Genomic DNA, 20,768 nt, shown 5'->3' with positions numbered 1-20,768 from the left:
CGCGTGCGGCGCGGCTCGGGGAGGTTAATTGACCTTTGCGAGCGCAGTGGCGGCGCCGTCCTTGGCCGAACCATTGCACTTGGCGAGCTGGTCGGCGGCGAACGCGCGGCCGTCGGCAACAAAGTTTTCGAGCTTGCCGGCGCGCTTGGCGAGGTCCTGGCAGAGCACCAGCGGTCGGCTTGCATCGGTCGATCCCTGGCAGGCGTCGGGGCCGCAGGTCCAGCTGATGTCCTTGCCGATGATCTTGGTCTGGGCAGGCTTGGCGACCGGCTTGGCGGTATATGTTCCGGCCACGGCCGGAGCCGCGAGCAAGGTGGCGGCGGCGAAAACAGCGGCGAAGCGCTTCATGAAGACCTCTGTTGATTTGCGTTTCGGGATGAAACCTTTTATCTCACTCTGGTTTCAACTTGCAACTGTTATTTTCTGTTCAATCGTGCATAAATGGCGTCGGAGAGGTCATCAGCGTTGAATCGTCACCAGGCCGTAACGGCCGAACCTGACATTGAAGCATTCAAGGCGGCCGCGCTTCGTTGCCCATTGCCGTCGGCGGTTGAGCTGATCGGCGAAAAATGGGCTTTTCTGATCCTTCGGGGCGCGCTGAACGGGCTCGAACATTTCGAGCAGTTCCAGGCCGGCCTCGGCATTGCCCGCAATATCTTGTCCAATCGCCTTGCCAAGCTGGTCGAGGGCGGCATTCTCGAGCGCAGCCACGATCCGAATGACCGGCGGAAGGTCGTCTATTCCCTGACGCCCAAGGGCGAAGCACTGCTGCCAGTCGTACTTGCCCTGCGCCAATGGGGCGAGGATTGGGGTCATGGCTGCCAGGAGATTTTTCTGGCCGACAAGCGCGACGGCAAGCCGGTGCGCCGAATCTGTGTCCAGGCAGCCGACGGGCGTGAGATCGGGCTTGGTGACATGATGTGGGTCAACCGTGTTACCGGGGCCAGCATCAAGCATCCCGGCTGACGCCGAAACGAAAAGGGCGACCCGACGGGCCGCCCTTCAATCGCGATATCAACTAGCCTGCGATCACTCGTAATCGCCACCCGACGGGGTCGGACGCGGCGGAGCGGCGGCGGTGAGGCGCAGAGCCTCGGCCGATTCGCTGAGGCTCGCCAACTCATCGGTCTCATCGTCCTCGTCGACGCGGACGCGCTGCAGGTTGGCAACGATCGATTCCTCGAGATGCTTTGGCTTCACCGTCTGCTCGGCGATTTCACGCAATGCCACGACCGGATTCTTGTCGCGGTCGCGATCGATGGTGAGATCGGCACCGCCCGAGATCTGGCGAGCGCGCTGCGCCGCCATCAATACCAAGTCGAACCGGTTGGAAACCTTGTCGACACAATCTTCGACCGTCACGCGCGCCATTGTCGCTCCGCTTTCTTCATCGGGCTGTGGGAAGTGCGCGAGATAGGGAGAAGGGGTTAAAGAGTCAATGAAATCGCGCCGAAACTCTTGCTCGTCCTTGCCTTGCCAGCGCCCTGCACTCGCTCCAAGGATGCATTGATGGCCGACGCCGCCCAATCAGATAAGGACCGAGGCCTGCTGGTCGACGGCAATCGCCTGACCCTCCATCCCGAGGGGCCTGAGCGGCTGGAGGCCCTGCTAGGGCTGATCGACGGAGCCGAGCGGTCGATCCGCATGCTCTATTACATCTATCGCGACGACAAATCGGGCCACCTTATCCATGAAGCGATGGAGCGGGCGCTCGATCGAGGGATCACGGTGTCGCTCCTGATCGATGGCTTCGGATATGATGTCCCGCAACATTTCTTCGATCCGCTGGTCGCCAAGGGCCTAATGCTCTGCCGCTTCCATCCCAGCTTCGGGCGGCGGTACCTCATCCGCAACCACCAGAAGCTGACCCTTGTCGACGACATCAAAGTGATGATCGGCGGCTTCAACATCGAAGACAGCTACTTCGGCACCGTCGAGGAAGGCGCATGGCGTGATCTCGGACTGCTGGTCGAAGGTCCCGCGGCCGCGCGTCTCGCGCCTTATTATGACGAGTTGATTGCCTGGGTGCTCACCAAGGGCGCCAGGATCCGCGTGCTGAACCGCATCGTCCACCGCTACAGCGAGAGCCACGGCAAGCTCCAATGGACCTTCGGCGGCCCGACCCGCGGACTTTCGCCCTGGGCGCGGGCGACCTCGCGCGACCTGCTATCGAGCTGCGACGTTGAAATGATCGCAGCCTATTTCGCGCCGACCTGGGCGATGCTGCGACGGATCGGGCGGATCGGGCGAAGAGGCAGGGCGCGGATCGTCACCGCCGCCAAATCCGACAATCATGCGACCATCGCCGCCGCGCGCTACACCTACAAGAACCTGCTCCGCCGCGGGGTCGAGATATTCGAGTATCAGCCGACCAAGCTCCATTCCAAGCTGGTGGTGCTGGACGACATCGTCCACATCGGCTCGTCCAACTTCGACATCCGCAGCCTTTATCTAAACCTTGAGATGATGCTCCGGGTCGACGATCCGGCCTTCGCGATGCTGCTCCGAACCTATTTCGAGCATGAACTTGCCGACAGCCTGCCGATCACTCCGGCGCTTCACCGCAAGCGGTCGGGGTGGTGGACCCGGATAATCCAAGCGATCAGCTTCTTCCTGGTGACCAGTGCCGATTATACGATCACTCGGCGGCTGAATTTCGGGCGCGTTTAGGCGCGGTCGCGCCAGGCCCAGAACAGGGTTGCGGGCGGAACGTTGATCCACTCGAAGCCCCGATCGATCCGCTCGAAATGCGGGGCAATGAAATCGCGCACCTTGGGACTGAACTGATAAACCAGGAAAGCGCCGCCGTTGCGGATCGCGCGGCCGGTTGCCGCGCCGATTGCCTCGCCGACACCCGGCGGAAGGGTCGAGAAGGGCAGGCCCGACAGGACATAATCGGCATGGTCGAAGCCATGCTCGGCGATGATCTTTTCAACATCCGCGGCGGAACCATGGATGGCGATGAACCGGTCGTCGTCGATGTCGCCGTTGAGATAGTCGATAAAATCATTGTTGGTGTCGATCGCGATCAATTTCGCATCGGGACCAAGCCGTTCGAGGATCGGGCGAGTGAAGGTCCCGACGCCCGGTCCATATTCGACGAACAATTTGGTCGCCGACCAGTCGACCGGCTTCAGCATCCGGTCGATCAGGATGCGGCTTGAAGGGATGACCGATCCGACCATCACCGGGTGCTTGAGGAACCCTCTCAGGAACTGCCAGCGCGGGCTCTTGCGATCGCGGCCGGCACGCAGGCCGTGGCGGCGCTTGCCGTTCAGCTGAGTGGCTCGAGTGGCGTTCAAGACGGGCTCCAAAAAATTCGCGAGGGCCCAAGGCGTTGGCAAATCGGCAGGCGCTTGGCAAGGCAAATGGGCTGCTATCACGCACGGTCTGGCGACCCGAGGGAGAGGTGAGGACGACCTTGCCGGAGGGATGAGCTGACCCTAGGGCGGCATCATGCAGCTGGTTCCTTCCCGCCCTCGCGTCGCCGGAAGCGCGCTCACCACGCCGCATTTCCTCCTGCTCTATGCCGCAATGCTGGTCGCCGCGGCCGGCAACACTGCGCTGCAATCGGTCATGCCAGCCATCGGGCGTGAAATCGGCATCTCGGATTTCTGGGTGACGGTTTCCTACACCTGGTCGGCGGTATTGTGGGTAACGCTCGCCCCCTTCTGGGCGCGGCAGAGCGACCATCATGGCCGCAAGGCGCTCACTTTGCTCGGAGTCGGAGGCTTCATCGCGTCCATGACCCTGTGCGGACTGGCATTGCTTGCTGGGCTTGAGGGCGTGCTGGCCGGCGGCCTGACCTTCGCCGCCTTTGCCGTTTGCCGCGCGCTGTACGGCTCATTGGGCTGCGCGACCCCCAGCGCGACCCAGGCCTATCTCGCCGCGCGCACCCGGCGTTCGGCGCGAGTCGAGGCGCTGTCGGCACTATCGAGCAGCTTCAGCCTTGGGACGATCGTCGGCCCTGCGCTCGCACCGCTATTCGTTCTTCCGATCGTCGGCCTTGCCGGTCCCTTGTTCGCCTTTGCCGCCATTGCGGTGGTGGTATTCGCCGCGATCCTGGGCGGCCTGCCCGACGACAAGAAGCCGCGCCACGGGAGGCGGGCAGGCCATGGCGCGGCCATGAGCTATCCGTCGCTCGGCAGTTCGCCAACCGGCGCCAGCGTCATTGCCGCCACGTCGCCCAAGGGGCCGCGGCTCAAATGGAACGATCCTCGCATCCGCAACTGGATCATTGCCGGGGTAATTGCCGGCCACGCCCAGGCGGCGACGCTCGCCTGCCTGGGATTTTTCGTGATCGACCGCCTACACCTGGCGCCGCACGGATCGGAAAAGTCGATTGCGATCGTGATGATGGCGGGGGCTGCGGCGACCCTGGCGGCCCAATGGGCCTTGATACCTCGCCTGCGCCTTAACCCTCGCGCGCTGATCCTGTGGGGCGGCCTGATTGCGGCGGCGGGGCTGTTGGTGACAATGGCCGCGAATGAGCTTTACGGGCTGGTGCTCGGCTTTGGCGTCGCCAGCCTCGGCTTCGGCTTCACCCGCCCCGGCTTCACCGGCGGTGCGAGCCTTGCCGTTCCGCTGGCCGAGCAGGGCGGCGTTGCCGGAGTGGTCACCGCAGCGAATGGGATCAGCTACGTTGCCGCGCCGGGCATCGGCATGCTGCTCTATGCCGCCGATCCCCACTGGCCGTTTGCGGTTGGCGCGGCGCTGCTCCTCGGCCTGCTGCTATGGGGACGTCGGCAGCTAGCTGCCTGAGCCTGGCTTGGGCTCGACCTTGCCTGGGCCGCGAGGACGAAGCATGCCCGGCAGGACGAAGCCAATCCCGCCGACCGGCTTCACCGCGTCGGATTTCAGCGTTTCCTGGATACGGGCATAATCGGTCAGCATCTCTTCGGTGACCGAGGCCCGGGTTTCCGACAGCGCAGCTTCGAAATCGGCTTTCGTCACCTCCTTGCTGTCGAGGGCGCGGCGCAGCGCGGTAAGGCCCGCGCGGCGCACCAGGTCTTCCAGGTCTGCGCCAGTGAACCGCTCGGTCCGCTGGGCTAATGACTCCAGATCGACGTCCTTGGCCAACGGCATGCCCTTGGTGTGGATCGCCAGGATCCGGCGGCGTCCGGCAGTATCGGGCGTGCCGACATAAATCAGCTCATCGAATCGTCCGGGCCTTAGCAGCGCGGGGTCGATCAAATTGGGCCGGTTGGTCGCGCCGATCAGCACGACATTGTTGAGCTCCTCCAGCCCGTCCATCTCGGCGAGAATGGTATTTACCACCCGCTCGGTGACCTGCGGCTCGCCCATCCCGCCGCCGCGGGCAGGAACCAGGCTGTCGAGCTCGTCGATGAAGATGACGGTCGGTGCGACCTGGCGGGCGCGGGCGAACAGTCGGGCGATCTGCTGCTCGCTCTCGCCATACCATTTCGACAAGAGGTCGCTCGACTTGGTGGCGATGAAATTGGCCTCGCTCTCGCGCGCCGTTGCCTTGGCCAGCATGGTCTTGCCGGTACCGGGCGGACCATAGAGCAGGAAACCCTTGGCCGGGCGGATGCCGATCCGCTTGAACGCATCGGGGTGCCGGAGCGGCAGCTCTATGCCTTCGCGAAGCTTGTCGCGCGCTTCATCCAGCCCGCCGACATCGTCCCAGCCGATGTTGGGCACCTGCACCATCACCTCGCGCATCGCCGACGGCTGGACGCGCTTCAGCGCATTGTCGAAGTCGTGGGCCTCGACGGACAAGGTGTCGAGAACCTCGGTCGGGATAGTGTGGTCGGCAAGGTTGAGCTTGGGCATGATCCGCCGGACGGTTTCAAGCGCTGCCTCGCGGGTCAGTGCAGCCAGGTCGGCGCCGACGAAGCCATAGGTGCGGCGCGCCAGCTCATCCAGATTGACCCCGTCGGCCAGCGGCATTCCGCGGGTATGAATGCCCAGGATTTCCCGACGGCCATGCTCGTCGGGGACGCCGACCACGATTTCGCGATCGAAGCGGCCGGGACGGCGCAGTGCCTCGTCGATGGCCTCGGGCCGGTTGGTCGCGGCGATGACCACCAGGTTCTGCCTGGGCTCGATCCCGTCGAGCAGGGTGAGCAGCTGTGCGACCAGCCGTTTCTCGGCCTCGCCACTAACCTGGTCGCGCTTGGGCGCGATCGAATCGATTTCGTCGATGAAGATGATCGACGGCGCGTTCTGGGAGGCCTGCTCGAACAATTCGCGCAGCTTCTTCTCCGACTCGCCATATGCCGATCCCATGATCTCGGGGCCGGCAATGTGGAAGAATTGCGCCTCGCTCTCATTGGCGACCGCTCGCGCCAGCAGCGTCTTCCCCGTTCCGGGCGGGCCGTGCAGCAACACGCCCTTGGGCGGGTCGACCCCAAGGCGCTGGAACAGCTCCGGATGACGCAAGGGCAGCTCGACCATTTCGCGAAGCTGGTCGATCGTGTCCCTCATCCCGCCAAGGTCGTCGTAAGTGACGTCGGCGCGCCGCTCGCCTTCCTTCTTTTCGGTGAATTCGGAAAGCAGTTCGACCTGGGTCTTCTCGTCGATGTGGACGATCCCGCGCGGGGTGGTCGAAACGACCGTCAGCCGGATTTCCTGAAGCGCGAACGCCGGCGCATTGAGCAATTGCCGGATATGCTCGGGCATGTCGGCATTGACCCGCTGGTGCCCGGAGGTCGACACGGTATCGCCCTCGCAGAACGGCCGTCCTTCGAAGCTGCGCTTGAGCGCTTCGGCCGAGCCCTGGAGGCGGATATTGTTCTGGGCCGGGGCAAAGGCGACGCGCGTTGCCGGCTTGCTGGCCGCCTTGTGAACCTCGACGAAATCACCCGAGCCGACTCCGGCATTGGCGCGTTGAAGGCCGTCGAGGCGGATGATGTCGAGCCCTTCGTCCTCTCCGTAAGGCCGGATGGCGCGGGCGGCCGTCGAGCGCTTGCCGACAATCTCGATGACGTCGCCTTCCTTGAGGCCAAGCTCCTCCATCAGCTTGAGGGGCAAGCGCGCTACGCCGCGTCCGCTATCAGCTGGGGGCAGGTTGGCTACCTGCACGCGCCTGACCATTGTATCGACAGTCGCCATCCGTTGCCTCTCCAAACATTGCCGGAAAACTGGCCCAAAACGGGCTCCCATCAAAGTACTACTTTGATGGGGTCCCCCGCCGAATATGGGAACGGCGGCGGGGCGTTGAGGTTCAATCTGGGGGCGGAACGAGCCAAAAAAAAGGCCGGACGTTGCTGCCCGGCCGGAAGTTCAGGAGAGGATGCCTCGAAAGGCGAGTTATTTATCGCACTGCACAATCGACTTCGCAAGTGCGAAATCGCATGTGCGAGATGAATGACGATTCAACTTGATTGCACGGGGAGTGGCGAACGGGGTCTAATGTGCTAGGAAAATGCTTGAGTTGGGGGTCGTCCGCCGAATGGAACGCCGACTAAGCGCAATTTTGGCCGCCGACGTGGTCGGTTACAGTCGCCTGATGGGCGCCAACGAAGTTGGCACGCTCACCAGCCTCAAAAGCCATCGCGCCGAACTCATCGACCCTTCGATCTCCGAGCATCAGGGACGCATCGTCAAGTTGACGGGCGACGGCATGCTGATCGAGTTTCCAAGCGTTGTGAATGCGGTCGAATGCGCCACGGAAATCCAGCGGGAAATGCCGGTCCGCAATTCTGCGATCGCCGAAGACCGCCGGATCGAGTTTCGCATCGGTATCAACCTCGGCGACGTAATCGTCGATGACGATGATATATTTGGCGACGGGGTCAATGTTGCTGCACGGCTGGAAAGCGTCGCCAAGCCAGGTGGCGTCGCCGTGTCGCAATCGGTCCGGGACAACGTCGGCAATCGGCTTGAACTGACTTTCGAGGATATCGGTGAGCAGCAGCTCAAGAATATCGAATTTCCGGTGCGCGTGTACAACGTGCTTCTGGGCGACGCACCGTCCCGCTCGCAGAGCGCCGCGCAGACGGTTGTCGCCGACGCCGACAAACCGTCGATCGCGGTGCTTCCGTTCAACAATATGAGCGGCGATCCGGAGCAGGAATATTTCTCGGACGGGATCTCCGAGGACATCATCACTGACCTCAGCAAGGTTTCCGGCTTGTTCGTCGTCGGACGAAATACCAGTTTCGGCTACAAGGGCATGTCCCCGCAATTGCAGAAGGTCGCATCCGATCTCGGCGTAAAATTCCTCTTGGAAGGCAGCGTTCGCAAGGCGGGGCAGAGGGTGCGGGTCAACGCCCAGTTGATCGACGGCACCAACGGCGGGCACCTCTGGGCAGACCGCTACGATCGCGACCTGACCGACATTTTCGCCATCCAGGACGAAATCACCCAGTCGATTGTCGAACAGCTCAAGATTCGGCTCTTACCCAAGGAAAAAAAGGCGATCACCCAGGCCCCTACAGCGGATGTCGAGGCCTATAATTACTACCTAAAGGGCCGCCAGTTCTCTCACAATTTTACAAAGGCATCTCTCTTCTTGGCGCGCGAGATGTTCGCCAAGGCAGTCGAAGTTGATCCCAATTATGCTCGTGCCTATGCCGGGATGGCGAGCTGCGATTCGCGGCTCAAAACCTGGCATAAGGTTCCGATCGACCTCGATGAGATATTGTCGATCGCGGCCAAGGCGCTTGAACTCGATCCTAACCTCGGCGAAGCTTATGCGGCCCAAGGCGAGGCACTGAATGCCAGCATGCGCAAGGAAGAGGCCGCGGTCGCCTTTGAGCGTGCCCTCGAGCTGGACCCCAACAACTTCGAGGCGCATCTGTTTTATGCGCGCTTTTGTGTAACCCAGGGCAATTTGGAGCAGGCTGCCGAACATTATATGCGCGCTCTCGAAATTCGGCCCGATGATTGCCAGTCCCCGCTCCTGCTTGAGCAGGTGCTGCGCAGCCTCGGCCGCGGCGACGAGGGAATGCATTATTTACGGATGGGGGTGAAGCGCGCGGAGGAGGAGCTTCAAGTTCACCCCGAAAGCAGCCGCCCCGCACAACTTGGCGCCTGCGCGCTCGCCCAGCTTGGTGAGAAGGAGAAAGCGCTGAAGTGGCTCGAACGGGTCATGATCATTGACCCGAACGACAACGGTGCCCGCTACAATGCCGCCTGCACATATGCCGTGCTGGGCGAATTCGATCAGGCCATCGACCTTCTATATGAATGGGTGAAGGAGGCTGGATCGGAACAGAAAAACTGGTTCTTGCATGACGCGGATCTTGATGTGATCCGCGACCACTCGCGTTACCCGGCATTGGCCGAGGAGGTCGGGCGGATAGGTGGGAAGCCGGTTACAGCTTGATTGTTCCAGCAATTCGACGGACCCAACTTCGCGGGAAGAAGCGGTGGGCTTGTGCAGTGGCCTTGTTGATCATGCCGGGCACGACGATGGCCTGGCGTTTCTCCAGCCCCGCCAGCCCCGCCCGGACAACGGACGCGGAAACGGCCGCCATGTCGACGAACAGCTTCGCTGAGGGACCCGAGGGCTTGAACCCGGCGACTTCCCCGAACTCCGTCGCGGTTGGTCCGGGGCAGAGCGCGCTGACGATCACGCCGTGCCGTTTGACTTCTTCATGCAGCGCTTCGCTGAAAGACAGGACAAACGCCTTGGTCGCGAAATAGACCGCCATGCCGGGTCCCGGCTGGAATGCGGCGGTCGAGGCGACGTTAAGGATCGCACCCGACCTCCGCTCGACCATGCCGGGCAGCACTACATAGGCAAGTTCGGTCAACGTGCCGCAGTTCAAGTCGATCATCTGTCGCTGGCGCTTGCCGTCGAGCTCCGCGAAGCGGCCCGTGAGTCCGAAGCCGGCGTTGTTGATGAGCAGCTCGACATGCTCGCCATGCGCGGCGAGTTCGGCCATCAGCCGGTCGATTGCGCCGGGCAGGCTCAAATCCTCGCCAATCGAGCGCGCATTGCCAAGCTCGGCCGCCAGCGCGTCCAACCGGTCCTTGCGCCGGGCGACGAGGACCAGCCGCTTGCCCTTCGCCGACAATTGCCGGGCGAAATCGACGCCCAGCCCGGCCGAGGCGCCGGTGATCAGCGCGACGCCTGCGGCCATTTAGGCGACAGTCGCCTTGACGATCTTGCCGGGCTCGCGCGGGGGCTCGCCGACCGGCAGGGCATCGACATATTCCATGCCGCTCTCGACCTGGCCCCAGACCGTATATTGGTTGTCGAGGAAGCCGGCATCGTCGAAGCAGATGAAGAACTGGCTGTTGGCGCTGTTCGGGTTGGACGTGCGCGCCATCGAGCAGGTGCCGCGTACGTGCGGCACATCGTTGAATTCGGCCTTGAGGTCGGGGAGCTTGCTTCCGCTCATTCCGGTGCCGGTCGGGTCGCCGCCCTGGGCCATGAAGCCCGGGATGACCCGATGGAACAGCACTCCGTCATAAAAGCCGTCCTTGGCCAGCCCGGTGATCCGCTCGACATGGCCGGGCGCAACGTCGGGGCGGAGCTTGATGACGACATCGCCGCCGGTAGACAGGGTGAAGGTCAGGGTATCGGCGTTGGCCATCTTATCGTCCTCGGGTATGGAAATGAGGCCGCCATGTAGGCGCGCGGGCCGGGTTGCGCCAGTGGGCCCACGGGCATAGGGATGCGCCACGAACAGCAGTCCGGCGAGGGGAACAGGCGCATGAGCGACAGCGACATCATCGCCACCCCGCCGCATGAGCCGGGTCACCCCCAGGAAGACCGGGTCCACGACGAAGAGGATCGGCTTCGTCCCGAATTCGTGCGTGAAGTCCTCGACGCGGTCGCCGATGGCGATGACGAGACCGCGCGCGCGCTGGTGTCCGAGCTTCACCCGGCCGACATTGCCGACCTGATCGAACTGGCGCCGGGCGACGAGCGTGCCGACCTGATCGAGGCGCTTGCGGGCATCGTCGATGCCGACGTCTATGCCGAGCTTAACGAGCACGTCCGCGAAGACATGATCGACGAGATGGAGCCGCAGCAAGTGGCCGATCTCGCGGCCCAGCTCGACACCGACGACGCCGTCGCCCTGATCGAGGACCTTGAGGAGGACGAGCAGCGCGCGGTGCTCCGCGCGATGGAGCCCGACGATCGCGCCGCCGTCGAAGAGGCGCTGACCTATCCGGAGGAGACCGCCGGTCGCCTGATGCAGCGCGACCTGATCGCGGTGCCGGAACATTGGAAGGTCGGCCAGGTCATCGATTATCTCCGCTCGTCGGACGAACTGGCCACCGATTTCTGGGAAGTGTTCGTGGTCTCGCCCGACCACCATCCGGTCGGGACCTGCAAGCTTTCAACCATTCTCCGCTCTTCGCGCGCGATCCGGGTGAGCGAAATCATGTCGCGCAAGCAGACCTTGATCCCGGTCGACATGGATCAGGAGGAAGTGGCACTTCGCTTCCAGAAATATGCGCTGATCTCGGCCGCGGTGGTCGATCCCAGCGGCCGGCTGGTCGGCATGATCACCGTCGACGACATCGTGCACATCATCCAGGAAGAGGCCGGTGAGGACGTGCTGCTGCTGTCCGGTGCCGGTGATGGCGACATCAACGAGCCGATCGCGATGACCGTCCGGACGCGGCTGACCTGGCTGATAATCAATCTCGGCACGGCGATTCTGGCCTCCAGTGTGGTTGGCTTTTTCCAAGGCGAGATCAGCCGATTTGCACTGCTGGCCGTATTGATGCCGATCGTCTCGGGGATGGGCGGCAACGCCGGCACCCAGACGCTCGCGGTCGCGGTGCGCGCGCTGGCAACCAACCAACTTACCTCGTCCAACACGATGCGGATGTTCGGTCGGGAACTGACCATCGCCCTCTCCAATGGCTTGTCGCTTGGAATTCTCATCGGAACGGGCGTCGGGTTGATCTTCAGCAATCCGCTGCTGGGCGTTGTGATGGGCTCGGCGATGGTCATCAACAATCTGATAGCGGGCCTTGCCGGCATCCTTGTCCCGGTCATGCTTGATCGCGCTCAAATCGACCCGGCGGTCTCATCCGCCGTGTTCGTCACAACTGCCACCGACTGCATGGGCTTTTTCAGCTTCCTCGGCCTTGCCGCATTAACCGGTCTGACCGGCTAGCTGCTTGAATTTCCGGCGCAATCCGGTCACTTGATTCTGGTGCCTCTCCACCTCACCAAGGTCGCCGTCGGTTGCGCCAGCGTCGAGGCGCTTCAGAACCGCATCGCCCGGCGTGCCAGCAAGGGCGAAGTCCGGGTGCCGACCCGCATGCGGCCCAAGCGGATGGAGGAGCTGGTGGGCGGCTCGCTCCACTGGATCGTCAAGCACCGCATCGTGGCCCGGCAGGAGATATTGCGCTTCGAAGATCGCGGTGACGGGCGGATCAACATCGTCTGCTCGGCCGAGCTCAGCATCGTCACTCCCACGCCCAAGCGAGCGCACCAGGGCTGGCGTTATCTCGAAATATCCGATGCGCCCAGCGGCGAGGACGACGGCAGCGGCCTCAGCGAACTGCCGCCGGCAATGTATGCAAAACTGGCTGCGCTAGCGCTGGTTTAGCCGGCCGCGCTCACTCGCATCCGGTAATTACGGCGGATCCCTTCGCGTTGACGGTGCAGGCGGGCTTTCCGCTTATCGTCACCGACGAAGGGCCGAGCGCATCGATCTTGGCGGTCTCGGTCGCGGTTACGCGAATCGTGGCGGGGCCTTCGGCGCCGATTACCGCATCCTTCACCGTCAACCCGTCCGCCTCCAGGGCGGAGGTGCCGCGGACGATCGCGGTCAGCTTCTTCGAATTGCCGCCCAGCCGGGCACTTCCCGCGCCCGAAATGCCGACCTTGACGTTGTCCGCGTCGGCGTTGTCGATCTTGGCCGAACCCGCACCCTGGATGGCAAGGTCGAAGCTCAGCCCTTTCACCCGATCGATGTGGAGACCGCCGGATCCATTGATCCAGGCGGTGCTCAGGTCATGCGTGCCAACCTCGATCGTCACGGGCCCCTGGGCTTGCCCCGGATAGCCGCCCCAGCTGCCGCTTCCGGCCCTGACGACAAGGGTGCGTCCCTCGACACCGATGGAAACGCCGTCGAGGGAAGCGGCCGGGCCGATCGCTCGCCCATAGGGTGAGACGTTGGTCCGAAGCTCGACCTGATATGGCCCGTCCAGGCGAATTCGGTCGAAGTCGGTGATGGAATAATTGCGCTGGCTGTTGGGCGGCGTAGCGGCGGCAGGCAGGCTGGCGAGCGCTAGTAGCGCAAGAATGGGCATGCGATCGATCATCCGCCCATCCTCGCGCCAGATGGTTAACGAAGCGTCAAGTTCACCGCCCTAGCCGCAGCGGACATTGCCCGATCCCGCCTTGGACACCTTGCATTTCGCGCCGCCCGTCACCTCGACATCGCCCGATCCCATGATCGACACATCGGCGCTGTCGCTGGCGTTGGCGGCGACATTGCCCGATCCCGCGATCGATATGTCGGCGCTTCGGCTGGCAAGCCCGCCGGCGCGCAGGTCACCCGAACCGGCGATCGACAGGTCGACGCTGTCGGCCTTGCCCGCTGCATCGACATTGCCCGATCCGGCAATCGACAGCTTGACCTTGCCGCCGGAAATTCCATTCACCTTGAGGTCGCCCGATCCTGCGACGTCGCCGTCGAAATCGCCGTCGACCTTGTCGACATTGACGCCGCCCGATCCCGCGATCGACGCCCCGTGGAGCGCAGCGGCATTGACCGTGAACACGGCCTTGCCGCTCTTCCAGCTCCAGCGGATGCCCTTATGCTTCTTGGGCATGATCTTAAGCGTGTCGCCCTCGACCACCACATCGGTCTCGGCCAGCAGGTTCTCACCGCCCTTGGCGGTGATTCCGCCTTTGCCGCCGGTCACGACATTGACCTCGTAGGGGCCCGCCACCGCCAGCTTGTCGAACGCCCCGACCTGGTAGCTGCGGGTGACCTGCGGGCCCGGATCTCGCTCCTCGGCATCGGCCGTAACATGGCATGCGCCGGCAAGAAGCGTGACAATGGCAGCGGTGGCGAAACGAACGGTCATGAACACTCTCCTTTTAGCGTATTGCATATATAATACACCAATGCAGGCGGGAAGCGCAACGCCAAAGAAGGGCGCCTTCTTCGACCCATTGCGGAAATTCGCTGCGCCGACCACTGTGATGTAAGGTTGCGGCGTATTTCATAAGGCTCCCTCGCAATGGACGATGACCGTGTCGAAGCGTTGAGCAAGGTTCCCGCGATAACGCTCGGTTTCTGGGTTATCAAAATCCTGGCGACGACCCTTGGCGAAACGGCTGGCGACGCGGTCACCATGAGCTGGCTTGGTGAAACCACGTCGCACCCGGTGCAAAACGGCTATTTGATCGGCACTGCTATTTTCGGTGCGCTGCTGGTCATCCTGGTCTGGGCGCAGATCAGGGCACGCGCGTTCAACCCCTGGCTGTACTGGGCGACCATCGCCGCATCCACCACCGCGGGGACCACCTTGGCGGACTTTGCCGACCGCTCGCTCGGCATCGGCTATGTCGGCGGCTCCCTCTTGCTGTTTGCCTGCGTCGCCGCATCGCTTTTTGCCTGGCACCGAGCGCTTGGAAGCGTCGATGTCAGGACCGTGGTCAGCCCAAAGGCGGAAGCTTTCTACTGGATAACCATTACATTTTCCCAGACGCTGGGCACCGCGCTTGGCGACTGGGTTGCCGATGCTGGCTTGGGTTACTCCGGCGGCGCGCTGCTTTTTGGGGCGGCCCTGGCAATGCTGAGCATCGCCTATTTTGGCACGAAGATAAGCCATGTCTTTCTTTTCTGGGCCGCTTTCATCCTCACTCGACCCCTGGGCGCGACGGTCGGGGATTTCCTCGACAAACCTGTCGCGAATGGCGGGTTGGACTTTAGTAGACCACTGGCGTCAGCTGTCCTTGCCGCTGCGATTGTCGCCCTGATCTTGCTCGTGCCGCAACGGGCCGGAAGCCAGCCTGACGGGCAAAGGGCCACGGCTTCCTGACGTTCGTTTGCGATCCATTGCCGATGCATGAGGTTGGCCCGCTCCGAGGGACTTGAACCCCCAACCTCCGGGTTCGAAGCCCGGCGCTCTATCCAGTTGAGCTAGGAGCGGATGCCGATTGGGCCGCTTTAAGGCAGCCGGCGGCCACTTTCCACCCATTGCGGACATCAATTCGCCCTGGCCGGAACTCGGGATACGCCCCGGAGTTGCTTATGAGCAAACACCAAGGGAAGGCCCGTCATATGGGCAGGAAGTTGCCGTCGCATCTGGTTGTGCTGGGCCATCCGGGGCCGAACAGCTTCAACGCCGCCATTGCGGACCGTTATGTCGATACCGTCCGCACCGCCCATCATGATGCAGTGCTGCGGGATCTGTACGCGATCGGGTTCGATCCGTTGCTGAAGGAGGCCGAGCGGGCGGCCAACGGCGCCGAGGGGGCGTCAAGCGATGTCAAGGCTGAGCTCGATATGCTCAGGCAGTGCGACGTACTGACCTTTGTCTATCCGCTGTGGTTCGGAATGCCTCCAGCGATCATAAAGGGGTACATCGATCGAGTGCTGGGCGCCGGCTTCAGGATCGATGACCTCACCCGGTCCGATTATGGGCTGCTTCGCGGCAAGCGGCTGGCGGTCATCACCACCTCCGGATCCGGGCTTCCCTGGCTGGAGGAACATGGCATGTGGGTTTCGCTCCGGCAGTCGTTCGATGAATATCTCAAGACCGTCTTCGGCTTCGCTCACTGCGACCATTATCATGCGGATTCGATCGCGGATAATCTGAGCTCCGGCGACGCGGAGCGCATTCTCTACGAGGTTGGGGAATTTGCCCGAACAGTCTGTGCCTCCGCGGCGGCACTGCAACAGGCCTGATCGGCGGGAAGCAATCGCCAAAGAAAAGGGCGCCCGGTGAGGGGCGCCCTGATCGTTCGGCAATGAAGCTGCGCTTACGCGGCTTCCTTCGCCTTGTTGTGGATGGCCGCAGCCTTGTTCAGAATCTCGAGGATCTTGACCAATGCCGACTTCTCGTCGGTCTGCTCCATCGCCCCAAGCTCGCGCGCCAGGCGCGATGAGGCGGCTTCGAAGATCTGCCGCTCCGAATAGCTCTGCTCAGGCTGGTCGTCGGCGCGGAACAGGTCGCGGGTCACTTCGGCGATCGACGTAAGGTCGCCCGAATTGATCTTCGCTTCATATTCCTGGGCACGACGCGACCACATGGTCCGCTTGACCTTGGGCTTGCCCGTCAGAGTCTCGAGCGCGTCCTTCATTGTCTTGTCGCTCGACAGCTTGCGCATGCCGACCGAGTCCGCCTTGCCCACCGGCACGCGAAGCGTCATCCGCTCCTTTTCGAACCGGAGGACGTAAAGATCGAGACGAGTTCCCGCGATCTCGGTGCTTTGGAGCTCGACCACCCGGCCAACGCCATGCTTGGGGTACACCACATAATCGCCAACATCGAAGCTAAGGGCTTTCACAGCCATTCCGTCACCTCTCTCAATGTCCACTTGCATCACGTCTTTGCGCACCGTATCGCCCCCCAACAGCGACCCCCCGGTCCGATCATGACTTGCGTGTGAACTTGGTCCTGTATGAAGCAACCGCCGCAGGTCGCGACGGCTGATGACAATTATATAACAGAAAACGAATCAAATTTCGAGTCCCAGTTGCCGGGGCCCGGACTCCTCTTCCTCGATGATCGAATGAAGCCCTAAACCCAGCAATCTTATGCCCTTGGCTACGGGCAGAAGCGTTTCCAAAAGGGTCTGTCCGGCGGCCTCGAACGCGGCTTGATCGGGCACCGGCGAAACAAAACTCTTCGACCTCGTCACCGTGGTGAAATCGGCGAATTTGACCTTTAGCGTCACGGTTCGGCCCCTGACCTCGGAGCGCTCGATCCGCTGCCAGGCATAGCCGGCAACGCGGGCCAGCTCGCGCCGCAAATCTTCCGGATCGCTATAGTCGACATCGAATGTCCGCTCCGCGCTGACCGACTTATAGGGCCGGTCCGGCTTCACTTCCCGCTCGTCGATCCCGCGTGCGATTCGCCAGTACCACCGCCCCGACGAACCGAAATATGCCTCCAGTTGCTCGATCGGCCATTGGACGAGATCGGAGCCAGTATGGATGCCCAGCCGTTCCATCTTCGCCGCGGTAACGGGCCCAACGCCGTGGAAGCGCTTTACGGGCAGCATCGCGACGAATGCTGCGCCTTTGTGTGGTGGGATGACGCACAAGCCGTCGGGCTTATTCTGGTCCGAGGCCAGCTTGGCGATGAACTTGCAGTAACTGACCCCGGCCGACGCGGTAAGGCCGGTTTCGGCCTTGATTCGGGCGCGAATTTCCTCGGCGATCGCCCTGGCCGTGCCAAGGCCGCGTCGGTCCTCGGTTACGTCCAGATAGGCTTCGTCGAGCGACAGCGGTTCGATCAGGTCGGTATAATCAGCGAAGATGGTGCGGATCTGCTGCGACACCGCGCGATAAACGTCGAACCGCGGCTTGACGAAGACCAACTCGGGGCAGCGGCGCTTGGCGGTGACCGACGGCATCGCCGATCGCACGCCGAACTTGCGTGCTTCGTAGCTGGCCGCGGCGACAACCCCGCGATGCCCGCCGCCGACCGCCACCGGCTTGCCCTTCAGCTCCGGATTGTCGCGCTGCTCGACCGACGCATAGAAGGCGTCCATATCGACATGGATGATCTTGCGGGTAGGCGGGTCGGTCACGGCCCGATTTTCCTGTCCTACACGCCCCGTCCGAGTCTAGCGTCCATCCACGATGGTGTGCCGTTTTATCCGGAACCAGTGCCCGGCCAAAACGCCTTCCGATCCCGCTAACTTCACAACTTTGGCGTCTGTCTCCATGAAATTAGTGAAGCTAAGGACATCCGAGACCCTGCTTCCCTTGCGCGCTCCAATCTGCTTAAGGGCGCGCCCATGAACATTCATGAATATCAAGCCAAGGAACTGCTCGCCAACTTCGGTGTCCCGGTTCCCGCCGGCCATGCCGCGATGAGCGTCGAGGAGGCGGTCGAGGCTGCCAAGCAGCTCCCTGGACCGCTGTGGGTGGTCAAGGCGCAGATCCATGCCGGCGGCCGCGGCAAGGGCAAGTTCAAGGAACTGGGCCCGGACGCCAAAGGCGGCGTTCGCCTCGCCCGGTCGATCGACGAAGTCCGCCAACATGCCGAGGAAATGCTTGGGCGAACGCTGGTTACGATCCAGACTGGCGCGCAGGGCAAGCAGGTGCAGCGCCTCTACGTCACCGACGGCGTCGACATCGCCAAGGAATTCTACCTAGCATTGCTGGTCGATCGTGCGACCGGCCGAATTGCGGTCGTTGCCTCGACCGAAGGCGGCATGGACATCGAAGCGGTCGCTCACGACACGCCCGAAAAGATCGAAACGATCACCATCGACCCGGCGACCGGACTGATGCCGCATCACGGCCGCGCGGTTGCGTCAGCGCTGGAATTGTCGGGCGACCTCGCCAAGCAGGCTGCCAATGTGCTTGCCAAGCTTTATGACGCCTTCCTTGGCACCGACGCTTCGCAGATTGAGATCAACCCGCTCGCGATCACCGATGACGGCAAGCTGATGGTACTCGACGCCAAGGTGGGCTTCGACAGCAACGCCGAATTCCGCCACCCCGACCTGGAGCAGCTGCGCGATATCACGGAAGAGGATCCGATGGAGGTTGAGGCCTCCAAGCATGACCTCGCCTATATCAAGCTCGATGGCGACATCGGCTGCATGGTGAATGGCGCCGGCCTCGCCATGGCGACGATGGACATCATCAAGCTGAACGGCATGTTCCCGGCCAACTTCCTCGACGTCGGCGGCGGCGCCAACAAGGAAAAGGTCACCGCGGCGTTCAAGATCATCCTCTCCGATCCGGCGGTGAAGGGCATATTGGTCAACATCTTCGGCGGCATCATGCGCTGCGACATCATCGCCGAAGGCATTGTCGCCGCGGCCAAGGAAGTGCAGCTGTCGGTGCCGCTGGTAGTCCGCCTCGAAGGTACCAACGTCCAGCAGGGCAAGGACATATTGGCGATGAGCGGCCTGCCGATCGTCGCCGCCAACGACCTCGGCGACGCCGCCAAGAAAATCGTCGAACAGGTCCGCGAAGTCGCCTAATTCAAGGGGTTCAAACCGATGAAGCTGCTCGTAGCCGTCAAGCGAGTGATCGATTACAACGTCAAGCCGCGGGTCAAGATGGATGGCTCGGGCGTCGATCTCGCCAACGTTAAAATGTCGATGAACCCGTTCGATGAGATTGCGGTCGAAGAAGCGATCCGCCTCAAGGAAAAGGGCGCCGCGACCGAGATCGTCGCGGTCTCGATCGGTCCGGCAAAGGCGCAGGAAACGTTGCGCACGGCGCTCGCCATGGGTGCAGACCGAGCTGTGCTGGTCCAGACTGACGAAGAGGTCGAGCCGCTCGCTGTCGCCAAGATTTTGAAGGGCATCGCCGACGAAGAGCAGCCGGGGCTGATCATCCTCGGCAAGCAGGCGATCGACGATGACAGCAACCAGACCGGCCAGATGCTGGCCGCGCTGCTTGGCTGGCCGCAGGGTACGTTCGCGTCGAAGGTCGAAATCTCCGGCGGCGACGTCAATGTTACGCGGGAAGTCGACGGCGGGCTTGAAACGGTGAAGCTCTCGACACCCGCAGTGGTCACCACCGATCTTCGCCTCAACGAGCCTCGCTACGCCTCGCTACCGAACATCATGAAAGCCAAGTCGAAGCCTCTCGCGACCAAATCGCCCGGCGATTATGGGGTCGATGTCGCGCCGCGGCTGGAGACGCTGAAGGTCGTCGAACCGGCCAAGCGGACCGCGGGCATCAAGGTCGGCTCGGTTGATGAGCTGGTGGCGAAGCTGAAGGCATTGGGAGTGGCCAAATGAAGACTCTGGTTCTGGTCGAACATGACGGCAAGCAGGTCAAGGACGCGACACTCGCCGCTGTCACTGCCGCCTCGAAACTTGGCGAAGTCCATTTGCTGGTCGCTGGCAAGGGCGTCGGCGGGATCGCCGATGCCGCATCCAAGATCGCCGGTGTCGGCAAGGTTCATGTCGCCGACGGCGCACATCTGGAACATCAGCTGGCCGAGGATGTCGCGCCGGTCGCCGCCGCGCTGATGGGTAGCCACGACGCTTTTCTCGCGCCGGCTACCACCACCGGCAAGAACGTCGCGCCGCGCGTCGCCGCGCTGCTCGACGTGATGCAGATCTCCGACATCCTTTCGGTCGAGGGCGAGGACACTTTCACCCGCCCGATCTACGCCGGCAACGCCATCGCCACGGTCAAGAGCAAGGATGCCAAGAAAGTCATTACCGTTCGCGGCACGGCCTTCGAAAAGTCCGCAACCAGCGGCGGTTCGGGCGCTATCGAGGCGGTCGACGCCGGCGGCGGCTCGGGCAAGTCGAGCTTTGTCGGTGCCGAGCTTTCGAAGTCGGAGCGGCCCGAGTTGACCAGTGCCAAGGTGATCGTCTCGGGCGGTCGCGCGTTCGGCTCGTCCGGCGACTTCCACGCGCTGCTCGACCCGCTGGCGGACAAGCTTGGCGCCGCCGTGGGCGCCAGCCGCGCCGCCGTCGACGCGGGCTATGCGCCCAACGATTACCAGGTCGGCCAGACCGGCAAGATCGTCGCTCCCGAAGTCTATGTCGCGATCGGCATTTCCGGCGCCATCCAGCACCTTGCCGGGATGAAGGACTCCAAGACCATCATCGCCATCAACAAGGATGAAGAAGCCCCGATCTTCCAGGTCGCGGACATCGGCCTGGTCGGCGACCTGTTCCAGATCGTACCGGAGCTTACCGAGAAGCTTTAGGGCGTTCA

General features: G+C 62.8%; 21 protein-coding genes and 1 tRNA gene. 11 read left to right on the top strand and 11 right to left on the bottom strand.

Going from position 1 to position 20,768, the window contains the following annotated elements; translation table 11 throughout:
- Positions 1–24: 24 nt before the first annotated feature.
- Positions 25–348: a CC_3452 family protein gene (locus LVY65_RS06680; protein WP_235067247.1), complete on the bottom strand. Its 324-nt coding sequence runs from the start codon at positions 346–348 to the stop codon at positions 25–27.
- 93 nt (positions 349–441) lie between these two features.
- On the opposite strand from LVY65_RS06680, the gene LVY65_RS06675 reads away from it, so the two are divergent.
- Positions 442–966, top strand: a complete 525-nt coding sequence (locus LVY65_RS06675; protein WP_235067246.1) for a winged helix-turn-helix transcriptional regulator — start codon at positions 442–444, stop codon at positions 964–966.
- Positions 967–1,029: 63 nt separating this feature from the next.
- Here LVY65_RS06675 and rpoZ read toward each other — a convergent pair whose 3' ends face one another.
- Positions 1,030–1,371, bottom strand: a complete 342-nt coding sequence (gene rpoZ, locus LVY65_RS06670; RefSeq protein WP_235067245.1) for a DNA-directed RNA polymerase subunit omega — start codon at positions 1,369–1,371, stop codon at positions 1,030–1,032.
- A gap of 138 nt (positions 1,372–1,509) precedes the next feature.
- On the opposite strand from rpoZ, the gene LVY65_RS06665 reads away from it, so the two are divergent.
- A complete protein-coding gene (locus tag LVY65_RS06665) occupies positions 1,510–2,670 on the top strand; it encodes a phospholipase D-like domain-containing protein (RefSeq protein ID WP_235067244.1) in 1,161 nt (386 codons plus the stop codon).
- On the opposite strand, the gene LVY65_RS06660 is transcribed toward LVY65_RS06665, so the two are convergent.
- Positions 2,667–3,185, bottom strand: a complete 519-nt coding sequence (locus LVY65_RS06660) for a class I SAM-dependent methyltransferase (protein ID WP_235067961.1) — start codon at positions 3,183–3,185, stop codon at positions 2,667–2,669. The genes LVY65_RS06665 and LVY65_RS06660 overlap by 4 nt on opposite strands.
- Before the next feature lie 271 nt (positions 3,186–3,456).
- Here LVY65_RS06660 and LVY65_RS06655 point away from each other — a divergent pair, with 271 nt between their 5' ends.
- A complete protein-coding gene (locus LVY65_RS06655) occupies positions 3,457–4,761 on the top strand; it encodes an MFS transporter (RefSeq protein WP_235067243.1) in 1,305 nt (434 codons plus the stop codon).
- Here LVY65_RS06655 and LVY65_RS06650 read toward each other — a convergent pair.
- Positions 4,750–7,074, bottom strand: coding sequence for a CDC48 family AAA ATPase (locus LVY65_RS06650; protein WP_235067242.1), 2,325 nt, complete (start codon positions 7,072–7,074; stop codon positions 4,750–4,752). The genes LVY65_RS06655 and LVY65_RS06650 overlap by 12 nt on opposite strands.
- 313 nt (positions 7,075–7,387) lie before the next feature.
- On the opposite strand from LVY65_RS06650, the gene LVY65_RS06645 reads away from it, so the two are divergent.
- On the top strand, positions 7,388–9,292 hold the full coding sequence (locus LVY65_RS06645; RefSeq protein ID WP_235067241.1) for an adenylate/guanylate cyclase domain-containing protein: 1,905 nt from the start codon (positions 7,388–7,390) through the stop codon (positions 9,290–9,292).
- Here LVY65_RS06645 and LVY65_RS06640 read toward each other — a convergent pair.
- Positions 9,282–10,052, bottom strand: coding sequence for an SDR family NAD(P)-dependent oxidoreductase (locus tag LVY65_RS06640; protein ID WP_235067240.1), 771 nt, complete (start codon positions 10,050–10,052; stop codon positions 9,282–9,284). The genes LVY65_RS06645 and LVY65_RS06640 overlap by 11 nt on opposite strands.
- Complete coding sequence (locus LVY65_RS06635) at positions 10,053–10,508, bottom strand: peptidylprolyl isomerase (protein WP_235067239.1); 456 nt, start codon at positions 10,506–10,508, stop codon at positions 10,053–10,055.
- A 120-nt stretch (positions 10,509–10,628) separates the two neighbouring features.
- On the opposite strand from LVY65_RS06635, the gene mgtE reads away from it, so the two are divergent.
- Both mgtE and LVY65_RS06625 read left to right on the top strand, forming a co-directional pair.
- Positions 10,629–12,050: a magnesium transporter gene (mgtE, locus tag LVY65_RS06630; RefSeq protein WP_235067238.1), complete on the top strand. Its 1,422-nt coding sequence runs from the start codon at positions 10,629–10,631 to the stop codon at positions 12,048–12,050.
- Between the two features lie 39 nt (positions 12,051–12,089).
- Positions 12,090–12,488 (top strand): DUF1489 family protein, encoded by a 399-nt coding sequence (locus tag LVY65_RS06625; RefSeq protein ID WP_328282496.1) that lies wholly within the window; start codon positions 12,090–12,092, stop codon positions 12,486–12,488.
- Positions 12,489–12,498: 10 nt separating this feature from the next.
- On the opposite strand, the gene LVY65_RS06620 is transcribed toward LVY65_RS06625, so the two are convergent.
- Both LVY65_RS06620 and LVY65_RS06615 read right to left on the bottom strand, forming a co-directional pair.
- Positions 12,499–13,206 carry a GIN domain-containing protein gene (locus tag LVY65_RS06620; RefSeq protein WP_235067237.1) on the bottom strand — a complete coding sequence of 236 codons (708 nt, stop codon included), beginning with the start codon at positions 13,204–13,206 and terminating at the stop codon, positions 12,499–12,501.
- A 48-nt stretch (positions 13,207–13,254) separates the two neighbouring features.
- A complete protein-coding gene (locus LVY65_RS06615; RefSeq protein ID WP_235067236.1) occupies positions 13,255–13,977 on the bottom strand; it encodes a head GIN domain-containing protein in 723 nt (240 codons plus the stop codon).
- A gap of 156 nt (positions 13,978–14,133) precedes the next feature.
- On the opposite strand from LVY65_RS06615, the gene LVY65_RS06610 reads away from it, so the two are divergent.
- Positions 14,134–14,937: a COG4705 family protein gene (locus LVY65_RS06610; RefSeq protein ID WP_235067235.1), complete on the top strand. Its 804-nt coding sequence runs from the start codon at positions 14,134–14,136 to the stop codon at positions 14,935–14,937.
- Positions 14,938–14,971: 34 nt separating this feature from the next.
- Here LVY65_RS06610 and LVY65_RS06605 read toward each other — a convergent pair.
- A tRNA-Arg gene (locus LVY65_RS06605) sits at positions 14,972–15,048 on the bottom strand.
- Positions 15,049–15,179: 131 nt separating this feature from the next.
- Between LVY65_RS06605 and LVY65_RS06600 the strand changes: the two genes are divergently transcribed.
- On the top strand, positions 15,180–15,806 hold the full coding sequence (locus tag LVY65_RS06600; protein WP_235067234.1) for an NAD(P)H-dependent oxidoreductase: 627 nt from the start codon (positions 15,180–15,182) through the stop codon (positions 15,804–15,806).
- Between the two features lie 74 nt (positions 15,807–15,880).
- On the opposite strand, the gene LVY65_RS06595 is transcribed toward LVY65_RS06600, so the two are convergent.
- Together LVY65_RS06595 and dinB are read right to left on the bottom strand one after the other, a co-directional pair.
- The gene (locus LVY65_RS06595) at positions 15,881–16,414 is read right to left on the bottom strand and encodes a CarD family transcriptional regulator (protein ID WP_235067233.1); all 534 of its coding nucleotides are present in this window, start codon (positions 16,412–16,414) and stop codon (positions 15,881–15,883) included.
- A gap of 165 nt (positions 16,415–16,579) precedes the next feature.
- Positions 16,580–17,656, bottom strand: coding sequence for a DNA polymerase IV (gene dinB / locus LVY65_RS06590; protein ID WP_328282495.1), 1,077 nt, complete (start codon positions 17,654–17,656; stop codon positions 16,580–16,582).
- Positions 17,657–17,866: 210 nt separating this feature from the next.
- Between dinB and sucC the strand changes: the two genes are divergently transcribed.
- From sucC to LVY65_RS06575, 3 genes are read left to right on the top strand one after another with little or no spacing between them, the layout of a single operon-like run.
- Positions 17,867–19,066, top strand: a complete 1,200-nt coding sequence (gene sucC, locus LVY65_RS06585) for an ADP-forming succinate--CoA ligase subunit beta (protein WP_235067232.1) — start codon at positions 17,867–17,869, stop codon at positions 19,064–19,066.
- An 18-nt stretch (positions 19,067–19,084) separates the two neighbouring features.
- Entirely contained in the window at positions 19,085–19,834 is a 750-nt protein-coding gene (locus LVY65_RS06580) for an electron transfer flavoprotein subunit beta/FixA family protein (RefSeq protein WP_235067231.1), read from the top strand.
- A complete protein-coding gene (locus LVY65_RS06575; protein ID WP_235067230.1) occupies positions 19,831–20,760 on the top strand; it encodes an electron transfer flavoprotein subunit alpha/FixB family protein in 930 nt (309 codons plus the stop codon). Before LVY65_RS06580 ends, LVY65_RS06575 begins: the two co-directional genes overlap by 4 nt.
- Positions 20,761–20,768: the final 8 nt, after the last annotated feature.

The sequence above is a fragment of the Sphingomonas cremea genome, assembly GCF_021502585.1.
GTDB classification, from domain to species: domain Bacteria; phylum Pseudomonadota; class Alphaproteobacteria; order Sphingomonadales; family Sphingomonadaceae; genus Sphingomicrobium; species Sphingomicrobium cremea.
This window is presented reverse-complemented; position numbering and strand designations above follow the sequence as displayed.